22 protein-coding genes are annotated in these 25,747 nt (G+C 49.6%); 9 read left to right on the top strand and 13 right to left on the bottom strand.

Annotated features, from left to right (window positions below; translation table 11 throughout):
- Positions 1-24: 24 nt before the first annotated feature.
- On the bottom strand, positions 25-681 hold the full coding sequence (locus ACSF8W_RS17680; protein ID WP_500848488.1) for an HAD family hydrolase: 657 nt from the start codon (positions 679-681) through the stop codon (positions 25-27).
- 367 nt (positions 682-1,048) lie between these two features.
- On the opposite strand from ACSF8W_RS17680, the gene ACSF8W_RS17675 reads away from it, so the two are divergent.
- Positions 1,049-1,357, top strand: a complete 309-nt coding sequence (locus ACSF8W_RS17675; RefSeq protein ID WP_500848487.1) for a high-potential iron-sulfur protein — start codon at positions 1,049-1,051, stop codon at positions 1,355-1,357.
- A 130-nt stretch (positions 1,358-1,487) separates the two neighbouring features.
- Here ACSF8W_RS17675 and yegD read toward each other — a convergent pair whose 3' ends face one another.
- Complete coding sequence (gene yegD, locus ACSF8W_RS17670; RefSeq protein ID WP_500848486.1) at positions 1,488-2,840, bottom strand: molecular chaperone; 1,353 nt, start codon at positions 2,838-2,840, stop codon at positions 1,488-1,490.
- Between the two features lie 176 nt (positions 2,841-3,016).
- Here yegD and ACSF8W_RS17665 point away from each other — a divergent pair, with 176 nt between their 5' ends.
- The 3 genes from ACSF8W_RS17665 to ACSF8W_RS17655 all read left to right on the top strand — a co-directional run bounded on the left by ACSF8W_RS17665 (position 3,017) and on the right by ACSF8W_RS17655 (position 6,893).
- A complete protein-coding gene (locus ACSF8W_RS17665) occupies positions 3,017-3,643 on the top strand; it encodes a thiol:disulfide interchange protein DsbA/DsbL (protein WP_500848485.1) in 627 nt (208 codons plus the stop codon).
- A gap of 385 nt (positions 3,644-4,028) precedes the next feature.
- Positions 4,029-6,179, top strand: a complete 2,151-nt coding sequence (locus ACSF8W_RS17660) for an adenosylcobalamin-dependent ribonucleoside-diphosphate reductase (RefSeq protein ID WP_500848484.1) — start codon at positions 4,029-4,031, stop codon at positions 6,177-6,179.
- 18 nt (positions 6,180-6,197) lie between these two features.
- On the top strand, positions 6,198-6,893 hold the full coding sequence (locus ACSF8W_RS17655; RefSeq protein WP_500848483.1) for a TSCPD domain-containing protein: 696 nt from the start codon (positions 6,198-6,200) through the stop codon (positions 6,891-6,893).
- Between the two features lie 89 nt (positions 6,894-6,982).
- Here ACSF8W_RS17655 and ACSF8W_RS17650 read toward each other — a convergent pair whose 3' ends face one another.
- A complete protein-coding gene (locus ACSF8W_RS17650; protein WP_500848482.1) occupies positions 6,983-7,702 on the bottom strand; it encodes a trypsin-like peptidase domain-containing protein in 720 nt (239 codons plus the stop codon).
- Positions 7,703-8,583: 881 nt separating this feature from the next.
- On the opposite strand from ACSF8W_RS17650, the gene ACSF8W_RS17645 reads away from it, so the two are divergent.
- Entirely contained in the window at positions 8,584-8,808 is a 225-nt protein-coding gene (locus tag ACSF8W_RS17645; RefSeq protein WP_500848481.1) for a hypothetical protein, read from the top strand.
- Between the two features lie 146 nt (positions 8,809-8,954).
- The gene (locus ACSF8W_RS17640; protein WP_500848480.1) at positions 8,955-9,275 is read left to right on the top strand and encodes a hypothetical protein; all 321 of its coding nucleotides are present in this window, start codon (positions 8,955-8,957) and stop codon (positions 9,273-9,275) included.
- A gap of 26 nt (positions 9,276-9,301) precedes the next feature.
- Here ACSF8W_RS17640 and ACSF8W_RS17635 read toward each other — a convergent pair whose 3' ends face one another.
- The 3 genes from ACSF8W_RS17635 to rlmC all read right to left on the bottom strand — a co-directional run bounded on the left by ACSF8W_RS17635 (position 9,302) and on the right by rlmC (position 12,782).
- On the bottom strand, positions 9,302-10,654 hold the full coding sequence (locus ACSF8W_RS17635) for an alkaline phosphatase (RefSeq protein ID WP_500848479.1): 1,353 nt from the start codon (positions 10,652-10,654) through the stop codon (positions 9,302-9,304).
- A gap of 183 nt (positions 10,655-10,837) precedes the next feature.
- Positions 10,838-11,212, bottom strand: coding sequence for an RDD family protein (locus tag ACSF8W_RS17630; protein ID WP_500848478.1), 375 nt, complete (start codon positions 11,210-11,212; stop codon positions 10,838-10,840).
- A gap of 418 nt (positions 11,213-11,630) precedes the next feature.
- The gene (gene rlmC / locus ACSF8W_RS17625; RefSeq protein WP_500848477.1) at positions 11,631-12,782 is read right to left on the bottom strand and encodes a 23S rRNA (uracil(747)-C(5))-methyltransferase RlmC; all 1,152 of its coding nucleotides are present in this window, start codon (positions 12,780-12,782) and stop codon (positions 11,631-11,633) included.
- Positions 12,783-13,016: 234 nt separating this feature from the next.
- Here rlmC and ACSF8W_RS17620 point away from each other — a divergent pair, with 234 nt between their 5' ends.
- The 3 genes from ACSF8W_RS17620 (at position 13,017) to ACSF8W_RS17610 (ending at position 16,740) form a co-directional block, all read left to right on the top strand.
- A complete protein-coding gene (locus ACSF8W_RS17620) occupies positions 13,017-13,940 on the top strand; it encodes a LysR family transcriptional regulator (protein ID WP_500848476.1) in 924 nt (307 codons plus the stop codon).
- Positions 13,941-14,165: 225 nt separating this feature from the next.
- Positions 14,166-15,275 (top strand): NAD/NADP octopine/nopaline dehydrogenase family protein, encoded by a 1,110-nt coding sequence (locus ACSF8W_RS17615; RefSeq protein ID WP_500848475.1) that lies wholly within the window; start codon positions 14,166-14,168, stop codon positions 15,273-15,275.
- A gap of 58 nt (positions 15,276-15,333) precedes the next feature.
- Positions 15,334-16,740 carry a YfcC family protein gene (locus ACSF8W_RS17610; RefSeq protein WP_500848474.1) on the top strand — a complete coding sequence of 469 codons (1,407 nt, stop codon included), beginning with the start codon at positions 15,334-15,336 and terminating at the stop codon, positions 16,738-16,740.
- A 144-nt stretch (positions 16,741-16,884) separates the two neighbouring features.
- On the opposite strand, the gene ACSF8W_RS17605 is transcribed toward ACSF8W_RS17610, so the two are convergent.
- The 7 genes from ACSF8W_RS17605 to ihfA all read right to left on the bottom strand — a co-directional run bounded on the left by ACSF8W_RS17605 (position 16,885) and on the right by ihfA (position 25,694).
- Positions 16,885-18,486, bottom strand: a complete 1,602-nt coding sequence (locus ACSF8W_RS17605; RefSeq protein WP_500848473.1) for a DUF1501 domain-containing protein — start codon at positions 18,484-18,486, stop codon at positions 16,885-16,887.
- A gap of 3 nt (positions 18,487-18,489) precedes the next feature.
- Positions 18,490-20,013: a DUF1800 domain-containing protein gene (locus ACSF8W_RS17600; protein WP_500848472.1), complete on the bottom strand. Its 1,524-nt coding sequence runs from the start codon at positions 20,011-20,013 to the stop codon at positions 18,490-18,492.
- A gap of 348 nt (positions 20,014-20,361) precedes the next feature.
- Entirely contained in the window at positions 20,362-22,149 is a 1,788-nt protein-coding gene (locus ACSF8W_RS17595; RefSeq protein WP_500848471.1) for a M3 family oligoendopeptidase, read from the bottom strand.
- A 41-nt stretch (positions 22,150-22,190) separates the two neighbouring features.
- The gene (gene btuD / locus ACSF8W_RS17590; protein WP_500848470.1) at positions 22,191-22,979 is read right to left on the bottom strand and encodes a vitamin B12 ABC transporter ATP-binding protein BtuD; all 789 of its coding nucleotides are present in this window, start codon (positions 22,977-22,979) and stop codon (positions 22,191-22,193) included.
- Positions 22,980-22,991: 12 nt separating this feature from the next.
- On the bottom strand, positions 22,992-23,984 hold the full coding sequence (gene btuC, locus ACSF8W_RS17585) for a vitamin B12 ABC transporter permease BtuC (protein WP_500848610.1): 993 nt from the start codon (positions 23,982-23,984) through the stop codon (positions 22,992-22,994).
- 154 nt (positions 23,985-24,138) lie between these two features.
- Positions 24,139-25,182: a succinylglutamate desuccinylase gene (gene astE, locus ACSF8W_RS17580; protein WP_500848469.1), complete on the bottom strand. Its 1,044-nt coding sequence runs from the start codon at positions 25,180-25,182 to the stop codon at positions 24,139-24,141.
- A gap of 215 nt (positions 25,183-25,397) precedes the next feature.
- Positions 25,398-25,694, bottom strand: coding sequence for an integration host factor subunit alpha (gene ihfA / locus ACSF8W_RS17575; protein WP_428478119.1), 297 nt, complete (start codon positions 25,692-25,694; stop codon positions 25,398-25,400).
- Positions 25,695-25,747 lie beyond the last annotated feature (53 nt).

The following is a 25,747-nucleotide window of genomic DNA, read 5'->3' as shown; positions in this document are numbered from 1 at the left end:
CCTATGTACAGAACGGTGAAAATTTTAGTGTAACGACAAACGTGACAAAACCGCTTGGTAATGCGCTAAATCAGGAATATGTGTGTGATTGCCTTTTGTGGCCCCCACTTCAACATACTCATAACCTAACTCTTGTGACGCATGCTTATTACGTTCGCCATGACCAAACACGATACGGCGCTCGAAGGTATAGCCGGAATCTTGCTTGGCACGGAACGCGGCCAACGCCATGATCTCGGTGCGGCTTAGCGCATCAGAGGAGGAGGTAAACGTCACATCCGACACGTCAATACCGGCGGCGCGTAATTTTAGTTTTGCGGCCGACTCCCATCCGCCCGTGGCTATCGCAATATGGGTATCTTCCCGTGAGCGAATGTCAGATAAGAAATCCTGCGCACCTTGGATGGCACGCACAAAATCAGGGTGACTGCACAAGGCATCATTAATCAACGCCAAATAGCATTGCTCGACTTTTCGGTGTACCAGTGAGCGACTTTCGGTGATGCCGTGCTGGGCAATAATGGCGTCTAACACGCCTGCATCCGTTAAATTGGCGTAGTGATTCGGGTCCGTTTCCATCTCTATCCCCAACACGTCTCTCACCGCCTGCGCGTAACAACGTAGGTCGATTTTTTCCGAGTTCACCAATGCGCCATCACTATCAATTAAAAACAAATTCATGGTTTCACAAGCCTTTATTATTTTTAGTTCTCTTTGAAATCGGACTGCGATCATGCACCTGTAAACAAAATGTTGCAAGTGCAGGCCTCTCAAAGCCAGTAAAAACAGACTGAAAAACTCATCTTTAGTTTCAATACGTTATTTGCCTTTTGTAACAAATAAAACAGGCAGAGGTAGTGATTTATTTTGATCTATTATCAATTTTTAAACGTATTCTCCGACAACCAAAACGTAATTTGTTAACATCATGTAGTGCATACGCAAAGGCAGATAGCCTTGATCCTCCCTGCTGTGGCGCCCTACTTGTTTCGGCCACACACGGAAATACAAAGCACTATCGATGCAATAACATAAAAAGGAAGAAGTAATGAGTGATAAAACAAACCGCAGGACTTTTTTAAAATTCAGCTTAGCCAGCCTAGTTGGGATAACACTCGGCGATCACGTTTTACGTTCCGCCCATGCTGCCGACGCACTCCCACACTTAGCCGAAGATGACCCACAAGCCAAAGCCTTAAAGTATGTCCATCAAGCGCCTGACAGTGCCAAGAACTGCGCTAATTGCGTGTTAATTCAGGGAGCTGACGGCGAAGAATGGCGACCATGCGCTATTTTCCCCGGTAAAGCCGTAAACGCGAACGGCTGGTGTTCAGCGTGGGCGCAGAAGCCCCAGTAATGCGCGATATATAACGCGACGGTTCATCGCCATAAACAACCAACGAAAACCGTCAGCATAAAAAACGCCCACATGATGTGGGCGTTTGCGTTTTGGGACTTTTGACTGTTGGCGTTCTAACAAGAAATGCTTAACGGAAGCACTGATCGGCCCAACGGGCCAGACCGGCGGTCACCGAGCCAAAGTAGCTGCCGCTGACCACAGGAATGTTCGGCAACTGCTGTTCAATACAAGCACGCAATACTGGTGAGCGCGCCGTACCGCCCGTCATATACACCACGTCAGGTTGCTTACCACTTTGGGTGATCGCTTCTGTGACTAGCTGGCTGATATGTACCTTCGGTGCTTCAATCGCTTCTGCCATGGCTTGTTGCGTCACATCCACATGCAGTAATTCCGACAAGTAGCTCAAATCCACACGGTGTAGCTGGGCATCCGACAGCGCAATCTTGCACTCTTCAGCCTTGCGCACTAACTGATACCCCAAGGTTTCATGGTACACACGGATCAAACGCGCCAGTTTTTCTGGCTCGGCCGCGTCACGACGTAACTGCTCCAAGGCCGTGCGGTTAGCGGAACCGTAAAAGTCGGTTTGTGCGACCACGTTGTTAATAGCAATCGGGTTCCAGAATTGGCTGATCGGCATTTCAATCCCTTTCAGGGTTTTACTGCCTAAGCCAAACTGTGGCATCAACTGACGGAGCGCGACGTAAATATCAAGGTCGTTCCCGCCTACACGCAAACCGCTGTGAGCCAACAAACTGGCTTGGCGATCCGTTTTTCCGAACCAACTTGGCCCCATCTCAATCATGGAGCAGTCTGTGGTGCCGCCACCAATATCGACCACCAACACGGTTTTGTCTTCCGTCAACGTGCTTTCATACTCAAGGCCCGCAGCCACTGGCTCAAACTGAAAGTCGATGTGCTGGAAACCGGCACGTGCCGCCGCACGGCGAAGAATTGATTCGGCTTGTTGGTTGGCTTTTTCGCCACCGGTACCCTGAAAGTTCACCGGGCGACCAATCATGGTATGGGTGATCGCCTGTTGCAGGCTCGCTTCCGCTTTCGTCTTGATGTTCGTCATCATGGCGCACACCAAGTCTTCAAAGAAGCTGATTTGTACATCACGCAGGCCATTCGCCCCTAAGAACGATTTCGGCGACTTCACGTAGTAGACTTCTTCAGGGTCTTCTAAATACAAATCCAACGCCGCCTGACCAAACAGCAAATCACCATGTTCAACCACAATGTCTTCATCGCGGTTCATGGCAATGGCACGACGCAGCACTTGTTCACCCAGCGCATCCGCCGGTTTCACACCCATGTGGCGGTACAAGTATTCACTCACCGCTTCGCGCGTAGGCGCACACAGGGTCGAAGAAATAAACGTATTATCGCCTTCGAGGGGAAGCATGCGTGGCTGCCCTTGCTCCATCACAGCCACTGAGCAATTTGCCGTTCCATAGTCAAATCCGATAAACATGTTTCCTCCGAACCAATAAAAAAGCCGGCCATCATACTGCATCCTTTCATGAGATCAATGAAAACCCTCCCCCCTTGCCAACTTCTTAACACCAAGCAATTAATTTGTTAGTCAGTAGCGATTTATGGCATTTTTTGATCCATAATAATTCCTTAAACCTATAACAAAAGATCACTATGAATAAACGCATTAAGTTTCTGGCTCCCGCTGCGCTCTTACTCGCCATGCTCACTGGCTGTATGGATAGCAATGTGCCAAAAGAAGGTACCGAATACACCGTGGTGCCGACACCGACAGAAAACGTCGATAACGTTGTCGAAGTCTTTTCATTAGGCTGTGGTCACTGCCGTAGCATGGAAACCATGCTGCCTGAGATCAAGAAAATGGCGGATGTGGATGTGCAGCAAATGCACGTAACATTCAATAAAAGCGCAGAATTGGCCGCGTACATTTACTATACTGCCGCTATTCAAACCAACGGCAAACCAAGCCCTGAATTAAAAGAAGCGCTATTTAGCTTCGTTCAAGACAAAAAAGCGGACGCCAGCGAAGAAGAAAGCCAAGCGGCGCTTAACGCGATTTTTGCAAAATACGGCTTGGTGAGCCCTTACGCACTGGATGACGCACAGCGCGAAAAAGTGTTCAACATGTTGACTGAATCACGCCTACTTGAAACCAATGCACAAATCACCGCTGTGCCGTCTTTCTTGGTACAAGGCAAATATTTGGTGAACAATGCTGAACACGACAGTCTGGAAGATTTGGCGAATACCATTCAGTATTTGTCACAGAAAAAAGACTAACGATGATGCTGTCAGCCTGATTCAGGCAGCACCGTACCATGCCAAAAATCAGCGCCAAAAAGCAGCAACCCGTTTGCTGCTTTTTTGTGCCGATGACGCCCCATTCAACGTAGCATACACAGCCTCACCAACTCCCCTATTCACCGCTTATTTCCGCCTGTTTACAACCAAAACGTCTATCACGCGCTACCATTTTATCATTTGGTTACATGCCATAATAATCTCTCTGTCAAGACTTGAAGATCATCAGGGTTAGTGGTTTGATCTGCGCCTTGTCTCGTTCACGTCTCTCATGCTCGACAACGTGATTCCAAGGTAAAACAGTTTCTTATCCTTGTTTTGTCTTGGGCGGACAACACACACGACTGATTAAGGTGCATTCATAATGGCGAAAACTCCAACGACTTCGGACGTATCTCAAGCAATGGATATTGCATACCAATCTACCTCTATGGAGATCTGGGACAGCAAGTATCGACTGAAATCAAAGCATGGAGACGCGATTGATATCACGCTAGACGACACATTCCAACGCGTCGCACGCGCACTGGCCGATCTCGAACAAGAAGACGTCAAAGCACATTGGTACAATGAATTTCTGTGGGCGCTGCGTAACGGCGCCATTCCTGCCGGTCGCATCACCTCTAACGCCGGTGCGTTTGAACACAAACCCGCCACCTCCACCATCAACTGTACCGTGTCTGGCACCATTGAAGACTCAATGGATGACATCCTGAACAAAGTGCATGAAGCCGGTCTGACCCTGAAAGCCGGTTGTGGCATCGGTTACGATTTTTCGACCCTACGCCCTCGCGGTGCGTTTGTGTCGGGCGCGGGGGCCTACACCTCTGGCCCCATGTCATTCATGGATATCTACGACAAGATGTGTTTCACCGTCTCTTCTGCCGGTGGCCGTCGTGGCGCGCAGATGGGCACCATGGACATTCGTCATCCTGACATCATCGATTTTATTCGCGCAAAACGTGAAGACGGTCGCTTACGTCAGTTCAACCTGTCTCTGCTGATCACCGAAGATTTCATTGAAGCAGTGAAGAACGATGCCCCTTGGCAATTGCTGTTCCCCATCACCGCCAAAGAAGCGAAGCAAGACAAGCTGGATCTCGACAACGATGACAGCATTGTGTGGGCCGACTGGCCAACCAAGGCCGAATTGGTAGAAGACAGCGAAGGCCGTGTCGCCTGTAAGGTGTACCGCACCCTGCCGGCACGTAATTTGTGGAATGTGATCATGACATCTACCTATGACTACGCCGAACCGGGCTTCATTTTGATCGACAAAGTGAACCAGATGAACAACAACTGGTTCTGTGAAGACATTCGCGCCACCAACCCTTGTGGTGAGCAACCGCTACCACCATACGGTGCGTGTCTGCTGGGTTCCATTAACCTCACCAAATTTGTTCGCCAGCCCTTTACGGATGACGCCACGTTTGATTGGGACAGCTTCCGCCGCGTCGTCGCGATTTTTACCCGTATGCTCGACAACGTGGTCGAAATCAATCAGCTGCCATTGGAAAAGCAACGCCATGAGATCATGCACAAACGCCGTCACGGCATGGGCTTCTTGGGGCTAGGCTCTACCATCACCATGATGCAGCACCAATACGGCAGCGCAGCATCGGTGGCCTTTACAGAACAAGTTGCGCAAGAAATGGCGATCACGGGCTGGAAAGAGTCACTTAGCCTAGCAAAAGAAAAAGGCGTGGCGCCGATCATGGACGAAGAGTTCGAGATCACCGCGAAAATGCTGCGCCTACGCCCAGAAATGGCCGACGATGGCATCCAGATCGGCGATAAAGTGAAAGGCAAAGTGCTGCACGCCAAATACAGCCGTTACATGCAGCAAGTGGCCGATATTGAGCCAGAACTCGTGGAAAAACTGGCGAAACACGGTGGTCGCTTTACCCACCACAGCTCGATTGCCCCGACAGGCACGATTTCCCTGTCACTGGCAAACAATGCCAGCAACGGCATTGAACCCAGCTTTGCGCACCACTATACCCGTAACGTGATTGTGCCGGGAAAGAAAACCAAAGAAAGCGTGGATGTGTACAGCTTTGAATTGTTAGCTTACCGTGAGTTGGTGAATAAAAAAGCAATGCCTTACAGCACCGACGATGCCACTCGCTTGCCGGACTATTTCATCACGGCCGATGACATTACCCCAAGCCAACACGTTGACGTGCAAGCGGCTGCGCAACGCTGGATTGACTCGTCCATCTCTAAAACGGCGAACGTTCCGACCGACTTCCCGTTTGAAGATTTCAAAGACATCTACATGGATGCCTACGACAAGGGCTTAAAAGGCTGCACCACGTTCCGCTTCAACCCGGAAGTGTTCCAGGGCGTACTGGTGAAAGAGAAAGATTTGGAAAACACCACGTATGTGTTCACGCTGGAAGATGGCACCACCTTTGAAGCGAAGGGCAACGAACAGATTGAGTATGATGGCGAAACGCACACAGCCGCTAACCTCTACGACGCCCTGAAAGAAGGCTATTACGGTAAATATTAAGGTATAGGGTAAAGAGACATGGTCAAAAAAATTGACAGCAAAATTGTTGCCTTCAAGGTGAAAAGCCAAGAGCAAGAAATCACCCCTGCCACGCCTGCAACGCCGGAAGTGGAAGTGCAACAGATTCATGAAGACATGCCGCGCCCTGAAAAGCTGCTGGGAACGACCTATAAGCTAAAAACGCCGGAGCACATTTCAGAACACTCGCTATTCATTACCATTAATGATGTGGTGCTGAATGAAGGCACCGAGTATGAAACCCGCCGTCCGTTTGAAGTGTTCATCAACTCCAAGAGCCTTGAGCACTACCAGTGGATTGTGGCGCTGACGCGCATTATGTCGGCGGTATTCCGTAAAGGCGGCGATTGCACCTTCTTGGTGGAAGAGTTGCGTTCTGTGTTTGATCCGCGTGGCGGTTACTGGAACAAAGGCAAGTACGTCCCTTCTCTGATCGCAGAGATCGGCAACGTGATTGAGCAGCACTTAACGGAAATCGGCATGCTGGGCAAACCGGAAGTGGATGCCCACCAGCAAGCGTTTCTGGACGCGAAGAAAGCCGAACTCGCCGGTAAACCAGAACCCATAGCGGAAGAAGAAACCGGCGGTAACTTTCCGCCAAGTGCGACACTTTGCTACAAGTGCCACAACAAATCCGTGATCGTCAAAGACGGTTGCCAAACCTGCCTGAACTGCGGCGATTCGAAGTGTGGTTAAGATCGGGTAAATGAGCCTTACCGTAAATAGAAAAAAGCTGCTTCGGCAGCTTTTTTGTTTGCATCCACTTTCGCAACCAAAACAACGGATTACGAATCAGGGATAGTTTGACGGCGAGACGTCGCAGACTCTGCGATATGTGTCTCGCGAGGATCTTCAAGGTAGTGATCATCGACATCAGGGAAGTAATCGGTCCCCGTAATACGCTGCAACCAATCACGCACACCATATAACGGAACAAAAATGGCAGGCTGAAAATAGGAGTGATCCTTCCAGTTCACCGTCCCCAAAGAAAAGCCATGGGTCACCCCCACCAACTCTCCTTTATCATTATAAATCCCCCCACCTGACATCCCCGACATCACGTGTGCCGACGAGGCTGACATCAGACATTTCTGCCAGCCAGACACATAGACATCGCCAAGGTATTCACCTTTGCTGGAGGAAAGCGGCAAACCGATGGGATAACCCACATGAGTCACACTTTGATGAGGATACACAACCCCCGCATGTTCAGTGCTATTACCTTCACGTCTGATCCCTTCGCTTCTTATCAAGGCAATATCGCAGTAAGGATGGTAATAAACATCTTTTCCTTCTAACGCCAATATCAGTCGATTATGTTTCGCTGTAACCAACCAATGATCGTCTAATCGCGCAGTCGTCCCTTCCAAGCTCAATAAGACAGGAATTCCGACAAATATTTTTTCGTTGCTCTGTTGTATATCCTTTTGAATAACTCCGTTTATATCTGGTAGTCCATTAGCACATCCACTTAGCAGCAACGCCAGTGCTAAAACCCAGTACATAACTTTATATCGATAACTTATTGGTTAAAAAACGGCCGATCAAGCCGAATGAGTCTGCATACTAGGAGTGAGGTTAACGCTAGGAAAACAAAATATATCAATTGATTCAATAAAAATAATTTATCAAAACAGAATGTTCTGATTTGATAGAACGCAAACGATTGAGGTGTTCGATGATACATTATCCTTTATCATAATGTAGAGGAATCCCATACATTAAACATTAGGCAATGAACGAATATTTAATATTGTGAATACTATGAATATCTCCACTTGCAAACACTCAATATTGAAACAACACACACAATACAATATAAACAGCCAATAAAGTTGAATTAAATATTAATAATGCGCGCATTGTTGAATTTTTGTCACATATCTTATTACCACTAAGGTCTGGTCAATGTTGAATAGGTATCCTAAATAGACATTTCTACAGAAAAGTCCGTCCAATCAATATTTGGCAAAATCAGAGATCAGTGTAAAAGCCTCATCAACAACTCAACTCGCTTACCGTTGTGCCGAGCAATACGGGTTCCCATCATTATATTTTCCGAGCGCCTTCTTGTTTTCAGGCCTCACCCATTGCCTGCAATCCCCGAACTCAAGATACTTCGTTAGGAACCTAAACTACCCCAATGAAGTACGCAATGAAAACGTTATCCAGACAACGGAAAGTCAATCCATTTAACCTCGTTAAAACGGTACTGACTCGTACACTGTTTTTTGGTGTGCTTGTTTTTTATATCGTTTATTTGGTCAATGAACCCTTCTTATACCAAATAGGCTATATCCTGCTCATATCGAGTGTATCCATTATTATGGATTATCTAGCAGCTCGTTCGACCCGCACTGAAGCGATCAGCATTAGGGATGACAAAATGACATTACTGAATGTGGATATTGATTTATCCAGCACTCATGAAATCTTGTATTGCCAGACCAAACGGTTTGAACACTCGATTCGATTCCGTTTTAACAATGACACCTATCAGGATTTTGAGTTATCCGATTCAGATTTGATCGAAAACCTGCGCTTCTACCATTTCCTCGTCGACAATCAGTTACCGGTTAAAATGCTGGATGACGGTGAACGACTCAGATGAAAAATAATAAAACATCACCTTACAGGCAATTCGTATGAGACTATCAAGACCAAATCTTTGGGTAGTATTTATTATCGGATGTGTGGGCATTTTCACCTAGATATCACACCTGAACGCACACAATTATTTCATTAAGGATGAACTTAATGATTTTCAATAAAATAAGCAAACTGGTTGTTTTAGGGTTATTCTGCGTCAGCACACTGGGCTTAACATATGTCGCCCACCGCATCGCCACGGATCCCGCGCCACATATCGGCGCTGACCCGCAATGGATAACACAGTTACTTTTCGGGTTACTGCTCTGTGTCTTATTCCTGCCATTTACTGCTTCGACACGTCTCAAGTATGGCATGGTGGCCTATTGCATCATTTTCATGGTGATACTGTACGCGATCAATCACTTCGGTATTCTGCTTGAATACGGGGAGTGGATCGATCGCGGTATGCAACAAAGGCCATTCTGATACCGATAAACGCTATTACTCGCGGCTTATTTCTCCTCGGCCACCGACTCTCTCCCCAGCATCGTAAACAGCTTCTTGGCAATATCGGTGTTATCCATTTGCCCAATGAACTGTTCTTTGCCTTGTCCAAAGGCAAACACCGGAACATCGACTCCGGTATGACCACCGGTTGTCCAACCGGTATTGGTGCGCTTATCAATCACACGATTCAAGGCTTGGTATAAGGCTTTCGCCCCTTCTTTATGGGCGGGTTGCAGTAACGCAATGTCATCGGCCGTCAGGGTAAAACCGAGTTGCTGATTTAACGTTGATGGATTCCACGCTTGCTCAGCATGGGTCACCGCTATCGTGCGTGGTGAGGTCGTAAGCTGGCGCAAGTACGCCGGTTCCCAGCGGTAACCCCCTTCTCGCGATCCCATCGTCATGCCACCGGTATTGTGATCCGCCGTGACGACCACCAAGGTATTCGGATGCTGGCTGACATAAGTTTCTAACCACAACAGGGCACGGTGTAAATCGTCCATTTCTGCCATGGTCGATGCCACATCGTTACTGTGGCTGGCCCAGTCAATCTGTGAGCCTTCCACCAGCAGGAAAAAGCCGTTGTCGTTGGTTTCTAACCGGGTGACGGCGGCCTCAACCATGTCTTTCAAACGATCTGGATTGGCCTCGTCCAACGCGGCCGGCAAGCCTCTGTCGGCAAAGAGCCCCAATACATGATGGTTATCGATCGTCGCCAGTTGCTGGTAGCTGTCGATGTATTGATACCCCGCCTGCTTGAATTCTTCGACAAGGTTGCGATCGTCTCGAATGAAATACTGCCAACCGCCACCCAGCATGACATTGACCTTAAACTGATCGTCAATCCTGGCATCAAAGTAGCTGTCTGCAATTTCGTTATACATACGGCGCTGTGGCACATGCGCCACATAACTGGCGGGTGTGGCGTGGTTGATTTGCGAGGTGACGACCAATCCGGTCGATTTTCCCATCGCTTTGGCATACTCCAATACGCTTTCAACGGGCTGCTGATGATTGTCGAGACCAATCGCCCCATTATACGTTTTGTGACCCGTGGCCAATGCCGTACCAGACGCGGCACTGTCGGTAACGAGCCCTTGCGTTAATACCGGATAGGTACTGCTACGCCCAACAAAGTGCCGGTCAAACACGGTTGATTCAACCTGCGGCGTGGCGGGATCATCATGAAAATAACGAAATGCCGATGTGTGTACCGGCCCCATGCCATCACCGATCACCATGATAATATTCGGCGTCGTCACCTGCGCCGCGAACGACACCGCAGGCGAAAGCGTAGAAATAAACAGCGATGATAGCCCCAATGATGTGGCTAGCAATGAACGAGAAAATGATGGCATAGCGTGCCTCCCTGACAATACGGGTTCAAATCCGTTAAACCCGTCATGTTGAACGTTTCGCAGTCGTGTTCAATCATGCCAGCGAGGAGAGCGAAAGATCAATGGTGGGAATATAAGAAAACCCCCATCGGGGCAAGAAAAGCCGAGACGATGCATGCACATCGCCACGGCGTTATGGCTTTGCTAATATTTAACCACGATGGTATTGGCTGCCAAGTCCCCAAGACGTTGACGCTTGCGGCCTAAAATGAAGATGGCATCAATCACGCCAATGATCGGGGTCAAAATGTTACGGAGGAAAGATTGCCACAGTGAGCAGTTCGCCCCAGTGTCTTTATCAATAACAGCCATGTTCAACACTCGCTTACCCAAACTTTGCCCGCGAGGAAGTGCATCGGCAAAAATCCAGTACAGGGCACCACTTCCCAGCGCCAGTATATCGATATGGTTCTGTTCAAGCGCCAATGCCTTACCGACAGCAAATAAAGCAAAGATAATCGCGAAAGCCACAATACCATCGAGCATCTGCCCAACATAGCGGCGACCGGGGCTGGCCATAACCCGTGGCCCAGAAGGTTGATGATGAGGCGATCTCGGTGCAGTGGATGAGGATGAGGATGAGGATGAGGATGAAAGCGTCTCATCCGCCACATCAATGTCTGTAAATTTAGGTTCAATCCGCATTTCACATCTCCCTGTTAAGCGGTCTTGATTCACGCTTGTGTAAGCGACTTTTTGCTGCGGCGCAACGTATCACCTCTTGGGCTTATATGCAACCACACACACCGAAAGGCCATAAAACAGAGCAAGACAGAAACAAAAAGGCAGGCGATGAGAGATACAGGGTGCCGCATAGCAAAACGGCTTCACCGCGTACCGATCCTATATAGTAGCAATAATGGCAGCGATGAAGCCGTAAAGCGGTGCATGAGCGTTAGCAGTAAAGACGATCAGTTTTTGTGATCAGCTAATGTGATCAGCTTTTGTGATCGTCCTTATGCTCAAGCAATACCATCACTTCAGCGTGTTCGGTATGCGGGAACATATCAAACCACTGCAGACGCTTGGCGTGGTAGTTTGGCATGCCGTCCAAATCTGCTTTCAACGTGTGCGGGTTACAGCTTGAATAGATGATGTGTTTCGGTGCCAGTTCCACCAGCTGTTCTGTCAACGCGTTGCCCAAACCACGGCGTGGCGGGTTAACCAGCACCAACTCAGGGGCACTGTTGTGCATCAGCGAAAACTTGGCGGAATCCAGTGCATCAAAATCCAGATTGGTGATGCCCATCGCCTCTGCTGAACGCTTGGCGCTGGCAATCGCTTCGGGTTCAATTTCGATACCGGTTACCGCGGTGTGTTCACTGGCACAATGCAACGCAAAACCACCGACACCACAGAACAAGTCCCACATTTTATCAGGGGCAATGTCACGTACCCACTCACGAGCCGTCGCATACAATTGCGCCGCCACTTTTGGGTTGGTCTGGAAGAAGCTCTTCGGACGGATCACCATCGGCACATCGTTGAACTGCTCAATCAGTGAGTGGGAGTCCGTCAGGAAGAATTCTTCGTCCCCTTCCAAACGTGCCATGTGTACCGGTTGCAGGTTCACAGAGACCACTTTAATGCTTGGGAAGGCGGTTAATAGTCGTTCTAGGTTGTTTTCGATACGCGCAACGGCATCGCGACTGCGCATCACAAAACGCAGCATAAACTCACCGTGGTGCGCGCTGCGGGTCAGCAAAATATATTTCAGTTCGCCTTTTTTCTTATTCTTGTTGTATGGCGGAATACCGGCAATGCGGATCCAATCTTGTAGGTACGCCAACAGCGCCTGCATGTCTTCCGTATACAACGGGCAATTTACCAAGCTAACCGGCTCACTTTGGCCGTCTTTTTGACTATCGGCACCCAAAATCGGCGCATGGGCAGCCCCCAATACCACCATCTTGGCTTTATTGCGGCAGGCGGTTTCGTCGCTAGTCACCGCGGGGAGCCATTGTTCCGGCATACGATCGTTAAATAATGCTTTTAAGGCTTCGTCTTTTTGCGCGATTTGCTGCGGATAGGAAATGCCACTGTATTCACAAGATTGGCACTGCTGCTGATTATAGAAAGCACACTGCATAAGTCTAACTGCCGAAAAGGGAAAGGCGCTAGTCTATTATTCTATGAAAAAATCACCATTTGCGTTATTTATCGACACGATAAAATATACTCACCAAGCATTTTACCGATACGCAGCCTCGCTCACGTTTCTGCTATCGCACGACTTTTCCGCCTCACGAAACCGTCAGTGCTACCGCGCAATCCCCCTGTCAATCCGTTAAATTGGCAACATGATCACTCTATTTTAGCCTCAATGAAACTCTCACAACTTAATGCTTTTAAAGCCATTATCGAATGCCAAACTATCACCGCAGCAGCTGAACGCCTTAATTTAAGTCAACCTGCTGTCAGTCGCCTTCTCTCTGGGCTGGAAGAACGCCTGCGCTTCAAATTGTTTATCCGTAAAGGGAATCGCCTTATTTTGAGTGATGAAGGGCAAGCCTTCTATCTTGAAGTCACCAAAGTGTTTGATGCGGTTTCCGGCTTAGATCAGGCTGCACTCTCTATTCGTTCTCGCCATTTTGGCAGCCTGAATATCGCCGCGATGCCTTTATTGTCAAACACCTACCTACCCCGCGTGCTGGCGAACTTTCTGCAACAGGCCACGAAACTCAAAATCGGCTTGAAAACGTATCGTTCCGAAGAAGTGATCCGGCATGTACAAAGCCAGACCACTGACATTGGCTTTGCTTTCGTTGATAGCCCTGTGGCAGGCGTACATGCGCAGCGCGTGTCTTGCGAGTGTGTCTGTCTTATTCCGGTTACTTCGCCGTTAGCTGCCTTGGCAGAAATCGATATTCATGACATCGCCAATCAAGTGCTGATCCGTCACGAGAAAGACGCAACTCAATGCAAAATTGACACCTTACTTCGCCGCTATGGGCTTTCCACTATTGAACAAGTTGAAGTGTCGCTGGCCAGTACCGCTGCCGCACTGGTACGCGAAGGCGTCGGCATTGCCATTACCGACCCCTTCACTGCCGCCATCGACAGTGAACACCCACAAGTGGTGATGCGCCCGCTCATGTTCAGCTTACCGTTTGAGTTCGACATTCTCTATCCGGCGCTCAAACCGATTCACCGTCATGCCGAACGCTTTATCGAACACTTTATGCTGCTGGCCGATAACTTGAATATAACCCTAACACTTGGCCCTATTCGTAATCTGAATGAATAACTCACACGATGAATGTGTAGCACACTGCGCGCCATCACAGTTCACCCGAGACTAAGCCACGGTACGCAACATATAAATAACCGTTAATAATTATAGAGTTAAATTAAACACAAACAGCCAGTATAACTTTTTTGCATGGCTGTTTGTTGCTTCATCATTGGTCTAGAAGCGCCTTGACTCCTTACTCTGAGTGCAACCCAACACTCAATATAAAAAGGAATAATTATGTCAACGCGTGTTTCTGTTATCGGATCAGGTAATGCAGGTTTAACAGCGGCTTACCACTTCACCTTACACGGCGCGAGTGTGTGTTTATACGGGGCAACCGGCTTTGATCAGCCACTAACGGACATTGAACAACATGGCGGTATTGAAGCACTAGCAAGCTTCAATGATGTCGAACTGACATACGCCGGCAAGCAGGCGATCGATAAAGTCAGCCGCGATTTGAAAGAGACGTTGGACTACGCAGATTTATTGGTATTACCGGTGCCATCTTTCGCGCAAGAACCACTGTTTATCGACATGCTGCCTCACTTGCGTGACGGTCACACCATCATGCTGATGCCGGGTAACTATGGTTCATTGGTACTGAACCGCATTAAACATGAACAAGGCTATGGCCATTTGGATATCACCTTTGTGGACGCGATTTCGATTCCATGGGCAACGCGCATTGTCGGCCCTGCACAACTGGCGATTCTGGGCATGAAAGCCTTCCTGCCCGTCGCTGCCTTTCCCGCCAATCGCACCCAGCAGGCCATTGATGCCCTACAGCCTGTGATGCCATTGCCACTGACACCGCTGAGCAATGTGATTGAAGCCGGTTTGGAAAACATCAACTTCGGTGGTCACCCACTATTGACCACATTGAACATGGGCTTGCTGGAAAACTTTGACGGCCAATTCAACTACTACAAGGACTGCTGCTCAATCTCAACCGCCCGCGCAGCCGCCGTGATGGAAAATGAGCGCATTGCTGTGGGCAAGGCTATGCGCTTAGCCCTAAAACCAGAATTAGACGCCATGAATGCCCTGTACGAGATGGATTGCCCGTCAGTGTATGAGGTTAATCGTACCTCAGAAACCCACGGTAAGCTCAACAGCGCACCGAACTCTGCCGGTAACCGCTACATCACTGAAGATGCGGCTTATCTACTGGTGCCGTGTTACGAAATGGCACAACTTGCTGGCATTGAAACCCCGATGATCACGTCATGTTTGCATATCGATAATGCCTACAACGACACGGACTATTTCACCACGGGCCGCACTCTGAAAAAAATGGGATTGGATAACCTGACGCCAGCTGAAATTATCGATTTCGTGGCATAAACCGTTATATGCATAACACACGCGGAGCCTGACCGCTCCGCGTCTAAGGATAAGCATTATGAGTAAATTTAAATTCCCCTCTGCCTATACCATTTTGATGCTATTAACGGTGCTGATGGCGATCCTGACTTGGGTCATTCCCGCAGGTCAGTACCAAATGGAAGCCCACGCGACACTCGGCAAAATGGTGCCGGTTGTTGGCTCGTACCAAACCGTCGAGGCGAATCCACAAGGTATCATCGACATTCTTATGGCCCCTATTCAGGGCTTTTATGATCCTTCTGAATACGTCGCTCGCGCCATTGATGTGGCGGTGTTTGTGCTAGTGATTGGCGGCTTTCTGGCAGTGATCACCGAAACGGGTGCGATTGATGCGGGCATCGCCGGTACCATGAAACGCCTTGCGGGACGTGAAAAATGGATGATCCCGATTTTGATGGGCTTGTTTGCGCTAGGCGGCACCGTGTATGGCATGGCTGAAGAAACCATTCCGTTTTATGCCCTGCTGATCCCGGTGATGATCGCCGCAGGCTACGATAGCGTGGTCGGTGTGGCCATTATTATGGTCGGTGCGGGTATTGGCTGTCTAGGTTCCACCATCAACCCGTTTGCTACCGTGATTGCGTCTAATGCGGCCGAAATCAACTTCATGGAAGGCTTTGCTCTGCGCGCTGTAATTTTGGCACTGGGCTGGTTGCTATGTGTGGTCTACGTGATGCGTTATGCAGAACGTGTGAAGCGTGATCCGTCTACCTCGATTGTGGCCCACCAGCGCGAAGATAACGTAAAGCACTTCCTGCACGGCAAGGCGCAAACAAGTCTGACACTAACGAACACCCACAAAGCCATTCTGTCTATTTTCGCCCTAACGTTTGCGGTCATGATGTGGGGCGTATCCGCCAAAGGTTGGTGGATGGCGGAATTGTCTGCCCTGTTTATTGGTTCTAGCATCGTGATTGGCTTTGTTGGCCGTTTGTCTGAAGCGGAAATCACCGACAGTTTCGTCAATGGTGCCCGTGATTTGCTGGGTGTGGCACTGATCATCGCGATTGCCCGTGGTCTGGTGGTGGTGATGGATAACGGTAATATTACCCATACCATTTTGAACTACGCCGAGGGGCTACTGGGTGGCTTGAATGAAATCGCCTTTATCAATGCCATCTACTTTGTGGAAGCGGTGCTGTGCTTGGTGGTGCCGTCATCATCTGGCCTCGCGGTACTGTCGATGCCGATTCTGGCACCACTTGCAGACTTTGCCGGTGTAGGTCGTGATTTAGTCGTGACCGCCTTCCAGTCAGCGTCTGGCCTGCCAAACCTTGTGACGCCAACCTCAGGCGTGGTCATGGGCGGCCTTGCCATTGGCCGTGTCGCCTACACCACGTGGTTACGCTTCATTGGTCCACTGATTGGTATGTTGACGTTGATGATCATGATTATGCTGAGCATCGGTGTTGTCATAAGCTAATTCAGCTTGCCATATAGACACAACGTAAATAGAAATAAAAAGGACGGTGATCACTCACCGTCCTTCTTTTTCATTTAATGACTTGCTACATCATGCTGTTATAACAAATGTTAACGTATATGCATGGCTAGCTTATTTGCTGGATCACAGCTTTGTCCACGCATCAGCCCAGTACAGGCTGTCTCCCGGGGCATAACCCGCGTTGGAACACCAACCCGAAAACGGCCATGGTTTACATTGATACAGCGCGTTGTCTTTACCCAACACAATATCACCCGGCTTGTACGCCGTACCCGGCATATAGCTCGGATAGCCCGGCTCTACTGGGGGTTCTACCGGTGGCTCAGGGTCCACTGGTGGTTCCGGATCGACTGGCGGCTCAGGATCCACAGGAGGTTCTGGGTCAACGGGCGGCTCGGGATCAATGCTGCCTACCATAAATGGCAAGGTTTTGTGCTCAAACTGATTCAGTGAGGAGAACAACGTTTCCAGCGGCGCATCATAGCCGAACCATTCCGCGAGCGAGGCGTTGACCTGATCCGCCGCGATTTCTGGGATCAAACGGCCACTCTTGTAGTCATACTCACTGCCCGGCTTCAGATCCGGCCATTTACCGTAAGCACGACCGCCTTTCACCGCGCCACCCATAATGATTTGGTGACCCGCCCAACCGTGGTCGGTGCCGGTTTCGTTTGGCATGATACGGCGACCAAAATCAGACATGGTGAATGTGGTCACGTTATCAGACAGCCCTTGCTGCTTCATTTCGTGATAGAACGCCGCCATGGCGTCTGACACTTGACCAAGCAATGCCGCGTGCGCACCTAGCTGATCTTTGTGGGTATCAAACCCGCCTATCCCCACGAAGAACACCTGACGACGGTGCCCCATCGCATTGTTCTGACGCGCTTTGATCATTTTCGCGGTGGTGTGTAGCATGCCACCTAAGCCCGTGTCAGGGAAACCGGTGAGATCACCCACAGACGCTAACGCTTCATCCAGCTGCGCATTCTCGTAATAACGATTCGCCATGGTGGTGGAATAGTTATCTTCAAACAGGTTCACAAATTGGGTGTTGAAATGACGCATCATGGCTTCAACGCGATCAGAGGTCACCAAACCACTATAGCTACCCGCACCGGCACTGGTCGTCACAAGCGGCTCTGTGATGCTGTTTCGCAACCACTTCTGCTCACCAAACAGGGAAACCAATGGCGACAGTTTACCCGGCAGGTACATGTTTTCGACCATGCGCCCCGCCCAGCCCAATTTATTATTCATGTTCTCGGCACCGGACTGCCACATGGTTTGCTGCAGGTTATGAGCCATCAGAAACTCTGGGTAATTCGCCAGATCCTGATTACGACCGATGATCGGTTCTACCAGCTGACCAGAGTTCACAATAACTGTGGCTTTTTGCTCGGTGGCAAAAATGGGCTGCAGGCTCTTCATCGACGGATGCAGACCCAGCGGGATGTTGTTGCTCGTTTTGATGTTTAACGGCACGATGGTTTGACGATCGATAGCCAAACTCGGGCGCGCTGCCGCATAGTCACGGTACGCTTGATTATCGTCTGGGATAACCATATTGTAGGCGTCATTGCCCCCGAACAGGAACACACACACCAGTGCTTTATAGTCTTCTTCGGCAGCATGCGCCATGTTGATGCCTGACAGTGACGGCGCGGCAGATGTCGCGCCCAATGCTGCCGAGCCCTTTAAAAAAGTACGTCTTGATAGTTTCATGGGTTACTCCTGGCAGCGAAATTCCGGTGAACATTGAACAGCAAATAGCGTATCGAGCACTTGTCTGTCTGGCCCATAACGTTTCGCCGTCAGTTCAGCCAGCATGGTGCGAAGGAAATCTGCCAGCTTCGGTGACATCAAGCCTGCAAACACACGCTCGTTCACCAAGGCGATGTAGCCTTCGTGATCCGCCACGGCTTGCTTAAATTCAGAACGATCCCATGACCAACGCTTGGGTTCCACTTCATTACCTGCAACCACAACCGCCCACATGCGGTTAGAAATACGGCGTACTACGTCCATCGACAAAATGGCAAATTCTGGGCCGTACAACTGCTTATCTGTCAACTCGCCTTTCGGGGCATAGTCCGGCTCATAAAAGTTAAAGACGCTGGTGGCCTGTAGAGGGGCTTGACCGAAGTTGCCCTGCGTAGCGGGGAAATCCCACCAGCGCGAAGGATTGTTACTTTTCAGTTGCAGCGCACGCACCAAATTCGCCATTGCGATCACGGGCTCTTTCACCTTACCGAAGTTACGCGCACCGTTACCCGGCTGCTGGTAATCCGCCATTGCATGTCCCGCCAGCACATCATCATCCAACAAAATGGCTTTTAGAACGGCTTTCAGATCACCACGAACACCTTGACCGTTATTTTTAAACACATTGGCCACACGGCGGACGTATTCACGGCGTGGGTTACTCATGGTTAAACGCTGGATCAGCAATTTAGAAATAAACATGGGTGTATTGCGGTGCTCAAACAGCATATCAATGGCTTGTTCAAGATCTTGCTCAGCCGTTTGTCCAGCGGGGAATACGTGCCCGAGTACCACTTTTTCATCATGATCGTGGCGATTCGCGACCGCATACATCGGTTGGAAGTAGCTACGGCGACGCCACCCAGTAAGCACGCGAGCAAGTTGCTCCACGTCTTCTTGGCTGTAGTTAGGAATGCGATTGCCGTTGACATCAAGGCTGGCCATACCGTCATTCTCTAAACGCCATAACCCCACGCTAAAGAGCTGCATGACTTCACGGGCATAGTTTTCATCGGGGAAGCTGTTCTTTCTTGGGTTGGCTTTACGGCTGCCTTCAAGGGTCAGGTAGCGGCCCATTGCCGGGCTGAGCGTCACGGCTTTCAGAAGATCACGGAAGTTGCTAAAGGCATGATCCAACAGTAGATCATAATATTCTGCCAGCGCTTGCGGATCGGGCCCGCCAAAGCGCGACACCACCACGACCTGACTCAGTGCGTACGCCATACGTTGACGCAACTGATCGTCCCCTTCAATCACGCAACTCCACCACGCACTCATGCGAGAGACTTCATTGATGTTATCGCCGCTAGAATATGAAAACTGCTCCGTCAATTGACGCTGGCTGACGCGAGGGAGGTTAAATTGTTCTTCAAACCACGCGGTTTCACCCATGTTAACCAATCGCTGGACATCCCCTGGCTTAGGGCCAAATGTCGCGCGATAGATAAACCGTGCAGCCTGATCTTTTTCACGTATCAAACTCGTCACTTTGCTTTCCCTTCATTATTAGAATTTGAGAAATTGTGAACGAGTTCATGCTACAAAATCGAATTGAATGTCTTGAAGTGGAAGTAAAGTAACAATTTAATTATTAAGGCATTCATCCTACATACAGAGGAAACCCGAGGCCGTTCACATTTTAACCGCTTCGCGTTACCAAAAATCAACATCACATTCACCTTGATGTATAACATTTTGTTATAACAAGAATTATTCATAAAGCGTGACAGCACAATGGCTAGGCCTACAAGCATTCAGTAAACAAAACCGCGGGTACAAAAAAAGCCTGACACAAGGTCAGGCTTCATTATGCTTTATCAAAGAGAACAATTGGGGTTATTTACCCAGTGCTTTCAGTGACTGCTCAAAGGCATCAATCTGCTGAGAGACCATGTCGATACTTTGCTGCCAGAAGTCAGGCTGGCGAATATCCATACCCAGATGCTTCGCGACGACCTCTTCTGCGGTCATCGAGCCGGTATCACGCAGCAAGGCTTTGTAATCCTCATAGAAAGAGGCGCCTTTAGCGTCGCGCTGAGCATACACACCTTTGCTGAACAGGTAGCCAAACAAGTACGGGTAGTTGTAAAAGCTGACTTCGGCAATACTAAAATGCAGCTTGCTAGCCCAGAACATTTCACTGGTTTCATCCATCGCTTCGCCGTACCAATCGCGCCACGTGTCTGACATCAAGGCTTTAAATTGATCGGCCGTGAACTCGCCGTCTGGACGTTGCTCATAAAATGCTTTCTCGAATTCGTAACGCACCGGAATGTTAACCAACAAGGCCAATGCCGCTTGTGCCTCTTCCCAGAACATGGTTAGTTTGTCTTGCTCGTTTTCTGCTTTCGCCATCAAGGCGTCGCGTACCACGTTCTCTGCGAAAATCGAGGCAGTTTCGGCTAAAGTCATCGGGTACTTAGTCTGCATCAGCGGCATGTCGCGCATCACCCAGTTATGGAAGGCATGACCCAACTCGTGCGCCAGTGTCAGCACGTCTGACATACTGCCACCCCATGTCATGAACACTAACGGGGTACGGCTGCTGGCGAACTTGGTGCAGTACGCGCCCAAACGCTTGTTCGGTTGCGGTGCCGCGTCGATCCACTGCTTCTCAACCATTAAGTCAACAAACTCGGCCATTTCAGGGTCAACACCTGCGAACGCTTCACGAATGATAGCGATACCTTCGTCGAAGCTGTACGTTTGCCCTTCCCCGCCTGCCAATGGTGGCATGGATGCTTGCTCATCCCATGGCTTCAGTTTGTCGGTACCAAACAGTTTCGCCATCAACAAACCGGCCTTCTGACCCACTCCACGTTGCGCTTTTGTCACCGACATCATGGTGTCGAGCGTGGTTTGTTCAATGCAGCTACCGTGCAAGCTGGCATCCAAGAAATGCACATCTTCTGTGTGACTGCGTTTTTCGTACTCGGTCAAACGGCTGCCTGCAATGGCATTCAAAATGGCGGCAAAGCTTTCTTCATGCGTAGTCATGGCCTGTGCCACGGCGCGCCAGGCTGGCTCACGGCGTAAGCTGTCCGGACCATACAAAATACTGGCCGCTTGGGATAAGCCCATGGTCTCTTCTGTGCCATCGGGCATTGCCAATGTCACTTTCAGGCTACCGGTAATGCTGTCGTACAAACGGCCCCATGCCAGTAAACCGTCTTGCGACAGCGCTGTGACCAGCTGTTCTTCTGAAACCGAAAGCTGACGGTTTTTCAATAAACGATCACGCTCAAAACTGAACAGCCATGAATCAATACCTTGCGTAAGCAACTCAGCAAATGCCGCCTCATCCAGCCCAACAATGGCTTGGTCGTATGGCGTCATGGCTTGTTCCAATTTGGAGTACAGTACATTTACGCGACCTTGCAGCTTTTTCGCGCTCACGTGAGATGCATCTACCGACAATAAACAGTTGGCGAAGGTGTCTAAGGTGTACAGTGTAATGTCGATGCTTTCATACGTGCTAACCGCTTGTGCCAGTGCGCTGATATCATCAAGGGCATACGCAGACAGCGTCGGCAACGCACGTTCTACTTCGGCAAGATCCTGCGCAATTTTTGGATCGTCAATACCGTTGTACGCAATGGACAGATCCCAACTTGGTGTTTGCATAGTGACTCCTTTAGTGACTGACGAGTGTTAAGGTCTGCGCCTTAATCGGTAAAGAGCAGGCATGATTGCCCGTCGTGCTCAATACGCTGAACTTGGGTGGCAAAAACGGTTTCGAGCCGCTCAACCGTCATGACGTCACGTGGTTCCCCTTGGGCCACGCAACTGCCGTTATTCAATAAAACCACTTTATCTGCTTCGCGCAGCGTGCGGTTCAAATCATGGTTAGCCATGATCACGGCAATGCCTTGTGAGGCGATATTGCGGATCAACTTGTACATGGTGGCCTCTTGGCCAATGTCGAGCGCGGCAGCGGGTTCATCGAGCAACAAGAACGTCGCGTCCGGGTTTAACGTTGGCCACACTTGCAAACACGCCCCCGCAAGCCTGACCCGCTGCCATTCCCCGCCCGACAACTGCTGAATATTGCGACTGAGTTTATCCATGATTTTCAAGGCGCCGCACACCTCTTCGACCGCGGCTTGTACCTTGTCATCGGGTAACACCCCAAGGGCGGATAACGATAGTGACAAGTAATGGTACACCCCCACGGAAAACGCAGGTCGGTCTTGTTGGGATAAATAACTGCGTAAACGCGCTAAGTCCGATAAGTCATAATCGGCCAATGGACGTCCCGCTAAAGTCACATTCCCCTGCGCCTCCACCAAACCCGACAGCATGGAAATCGCGGTACTTTTCCCGCTGCCATTGGGGCCAATAAAATGAACAATTTCGCCGCCATGAATATCAAACGACAACGGCAATAAACGCGGTGGCATCGCCAAATTGTGTGCGCGGATCAACACCGGCTGAGAAGAAGAAAGAGCTGTCATCAAAACCGCCTGTTAATCAATGTGCGAACGGAGCAGCATCCAGATAAACACTGGCGCGCCCAAACTGGTGATCACGACCCCTACCGGCAACTCGGCAGATGGCAACACAATGCGCGATAAGGTATCGGCCAGTGCCAGCAGCAACGCCCCAACCAACGCTGACAAGGGTAATAAATAGCGGTTTTCGGTGCCTAACGCGAGGCGCAGTAAATGCGGGATCACTAACCCAATAAAACCAATCACGCCGCCCAAGGCCACAGATGCCCCGACAAGTAATGAAACAATGAAAATCAATCGCCAGCGAAACGCCGCTACATCTAAGCCAAGTTGTTTGGCTTGCTGTTCACCGAGCATGAGCAAATCAAGCTTTTTGCCTTGTAAGCACAGCCATACCAATACCGGTGACACCACCAGCAATAGCACCAACTGCTGCCAGCTCACGCCCGCCACACTGCCCATGAGCCAATACATCAGCATACGTAAATTCAAATCATCACTGAAATAGAACGCCCACGTCACGACAGCCCCCGAAAGAATGCCCAGTGCCACCCCGATCAGTAATAATCGCGCCGTAGACACTTTTCGCCGCCGTGATAATCCCACCAGTATCAAGGTAAAACAAAGCGCCCCCAACATGGCGGCAATCATCATAACAATAGGACTTGGCGCAATGGGCAAGAGAAACAGAACAATGACTAAAGCAAGACTGGCGCCACCGGAAATGCCGAGTACGCCCGGCTCGGCGAGCGGGTTACCGAGCAGCACTTGTAATACCGCACCAGAGACGGCGAGCGATGCCCCTATCGCTAATGCGGCGAATAAACGTGGCATGCGCAGCTGAACGAGCAGTTGTTGTTCCAAATCACCTGAGGGTGCCCACGGCAAAATAAACAGCTCACCCACAGAAAGAGATAAAAACACAGCAATGAGCAGGAGCAGCCCAGCAATAAGAAAACCCACACGCCATCTCGCTTGACGACGTGCCATTAATTCATTTAAAAGCATCACAAGTACACAATAAACAGAGTCTGCCTACCTTACTCTTTCACCGATAAAATGAAAAGTCGACTATCATTAGCTTTCTGATCTTTCAGGCGAAATTGACTCTAATCATAATAAAATAGCCATTTTTCTCTTCCGTTTCATCACCGCTTAATGGTTATTTGACTGTCACTTGATCAGTGACATTCACGTCAGTCTGTTGAACTAACAACCCTGCCCGTTGACCCAAGGCTACATTGGCATTCGGGAATACGATGGCTTCGCCGCCATCTAACGAGTAGTACTCGATATCCCCGTCCTTGCCTAACAACGCCCCTTGCTCAAAGAAGGTGAAGTTCGCTTGGTCGTCGGGGAAACTAAAGGTGAAATCATCACTTTGTTTCACGAGCGTTCGTGTCACTTTATACACAGCCAAGGCGTTGGCTTGCCACGTAACATCCATCGCTGGCGTGGTCACTAATGTCGTCAAAGCCTGATAAAACGGCGCTAACCTTGCCAGATCGTTTTCCCCAAACGGGGCAACTTTTCCCAACTCTAATGTGAATGCTTGTGCACCAAAATACGCAGCACTAAACCAACTAAAGGTCGGTGACGGTGAATTTGCCAATAACACTGCTTCTATTTTTGCCTGCTGCAAAAAGGCAAACAGAGGAACGCTGCGGGTCGGTTGCTCAGAATAAGGGCTAACGGCAAAGGTATAATGTACGGAATCGCGAATCGCACAATGCAAATCCAGGTGCCAACGTTGTGCACCGTCCAGCGATGCCGTGGCATAAAAATCGCGAAGTACAGCCTGAAGCGTATTCGCACGTTGCGCATCAAGGGTCGTGGCCGGGTTGGTTTGCTTAAATAAGCGGTTCATGTTTTCATCAATAAACCGCTGATGACAACCAATAGCGGCAGGATGCCCGATAATCAATAATAATCGGTGCGCCGGATACAAATCGCCAGTAAGGAATTGCTCGGCAAGGTGTTGGACTAATTCCATCGGGGCGGTTTCATCACCATGGATACCTGCTGAAATCACAATGGCTTTTTGTTGATCCGTACAATGACGCGGTGAAATCGCTAACACCCCGCGAGCCAATAACGCACATTCCGCCCCCGGCGTTGTCTGCCATTGGCCACTTTCTTCTGGACTACCCATGTCGAGGCTGGCAGCCAGAAACGCCCCCGCTTTCACACGATCTAACATTCCCATCGATATCCTCCCTGCTCGACTGCATTAACGGTACGCTATTTTCAACTCACCTTTTTAGTGTACTGCCGACCGACACGAATGAACACGATCGCCGCGGTTGAATGCCTGTCTTTATGACATTCTGAGATCTGGGCAGGCTCCTTTCCTTTTCTACAGGCGTAAAAAAACCCAGATCAGCACATGCTGTCTCTGGGTTCTTAGTTAGGTCGCCGCGTTTACTTTTCGACTTCGATGCTTTCTACGCGAGCTTTCAATTTCTGACCTGGACGGAAAGTGACAACACGGCGAGCAGAGATTGGGATATCTTCGCCCGTCTTAGGGTTTCTTCCTGGACGCTCGTTTTTATCGCGAAGATCAAAATTACCAAAACCAGATAATTTTACTTGTTCGCCATTTTCAAGCGCTTTTCTAATTTCTTCAAAGAAGACTTCCACCGTATCCTTGGCGTCCCGTTTGCTTAGTCCAACATTCTCAAACAGGTTCTCAGCCAAATCGGCTTTTGTGAGCGCCATAGATAATTCCCTCAAGACTATATTGAATGGATAACAGAGATAGCATAACTATA

Source organism: Photobacterium sp. 270122K (assembly GCF_059941365.1).
This window is presented reverse-complemented; position numbering and strand designations above follow the sequence as displayed.

Bases quoted from the DNA above. Each gene is read 5' to 3' on its own strand.
- ACSF8W_RS17680 (WP_500848488.1), bottom strand. From the start codon at position 681: ATGAATTTGTTTTTAATTGATAGTGATGGCGCATTGGTGAACTCGGAA.
- ACSF8W_RS17675 (WP_500848487.1), top strand. From the start codon at position 1,049: ATGAGTGATAAAACAAACCGCAGGACTTTTTTAAAATTCAGCTTAGCC.
- yegD (WP_500848486.1), bottom strand. From the start codon at position 2,840: ATGTTTATCGGATTTGACTATGGAACGGCAAATTGCTCAGTGGCTGTG.
- ACSF8W_RS17665 (WP_500848485.1), top strand. From the start codon at position 3,017: ATGAATAAACGCATTAAGTTTCTGGCTCCCGCTGCGCTCTTACTCGCC.
- ACSF8W_RS17660 (WP_500848484.1), top strand. From the start codon at position 4,029: ATGGCGAAAACTCCAACGACTTCGGACGTATCTCAAGCAATGGATATT.
- ACSF8W_RS17655 (WP_500848483.1), top strand. From the start codon at position 6,198: ATGGTCAAAAAAATTGACAGCAAAATTGTTGCCTTCAAGGTGAAAAGC.
- ACSF8W_RS17650 (WP_500848482.1), bottom strand. From the start codon at position 7,702: ATGTACTGGGTTTTAGCACTGGCGTTGCTGCTAAGTGGATGTGCTAAT.
- ACSF8W_RS17645 (WP_500848481.1), top strand. From the start codon at position 8,584: ATGACATTACTGAATGTGGATATTGATTTATCCAGCACTCATGAAATC.
- ACSF8W_RS17640 (WP_500848480.1), top strand. From the start codon at position 8,955: ATGATTTTCAATAAAATAAGCAAACTGGTTGTTTTAGGGTTATTCTGC.
- ACSF8W_RS17635 (WP_500848479.1), bottom strand. From the start codon at position 10,654: ATGCCATCATTTTCTCGTTCATTGCTAGCCACATCATTGGGGCTATCA.
- ACSF8W_RS17630 (WP_500848478.1), bottom strand. From the start codon at position 11,212: ATGGCCAGCCCCGGTCGCCGCTATGTTGGGCAGATGCTCGATGGTATT.
- rlmC (WP_500848477.1), bottom strand. From the start codon at position 12,782: ATGCAGTGTGCTTTCTATAATCAGCAGCAGTGCCAATCTTGTGAATAC.
- ACSF8W_RS17620 (WP_500848476.1), top strand. From the start codon at position 13,017: ATGAAACTCTCACAACTTAATGCTTTTAAAGCCATTATCGAATGCCAA.
- ACSF8W_RS17615 (WP_500848475.1), top strand. From the start codon at position 14,166: ATGTCAACGCGTGTTTCTGTTATCGGATCAGGTAATGCAGGTTTAACA.
- ACSF8W_RS17610 (WP_500848474.1), top strand. From the start codon at position 15,334: ATGAGTAAATTTAAATTCCCCTCTGCCTATACCATTTTGATGCTATTA.
- ACSF8W_RS17605 (WP_500848473.1), bottom strand. From the start codon at position 18,486: ATGAAACTATCAAGACGTACTTTTTTAAAGGGCTCGGCAGCATTGGGC.
- ACSF8W_RS17595 (WP_500848471.1), bottom strand. From the start codon at position 22,149: ATGCAAACACCAAGTTGGGATCTGTCCATTGCGTACAACGGTATTGAC.
- btuD (WP_500848470.1), bottom strand. From the start codon at position 22,979: ATGACAGCTCTTTCTTCTTCTCAGCCGGTGTTGATCCGCGCACACAAT.
- btuC (WP_500848610.1), bottom strand. From the start codon at position 23,984: ATGCTTTTAAATGAATTAATGGCACGTCGTCAAGCGAGATGGCGTGTG.
- astE (WP_500848469.1), bottom strand. From the start codon at position 25,182: ATGGGAATGTTAGATCGTGTGAAAGCGGGGGCGTTTCTGGCTGCCAGC.
- ihfA (WP_428478119.1), bottom strand. From the start codon at position 25,694: ATGGCGCTCACAAAAGCCGATTTGGCTGAGAACCTGTTTGAGAATGTT.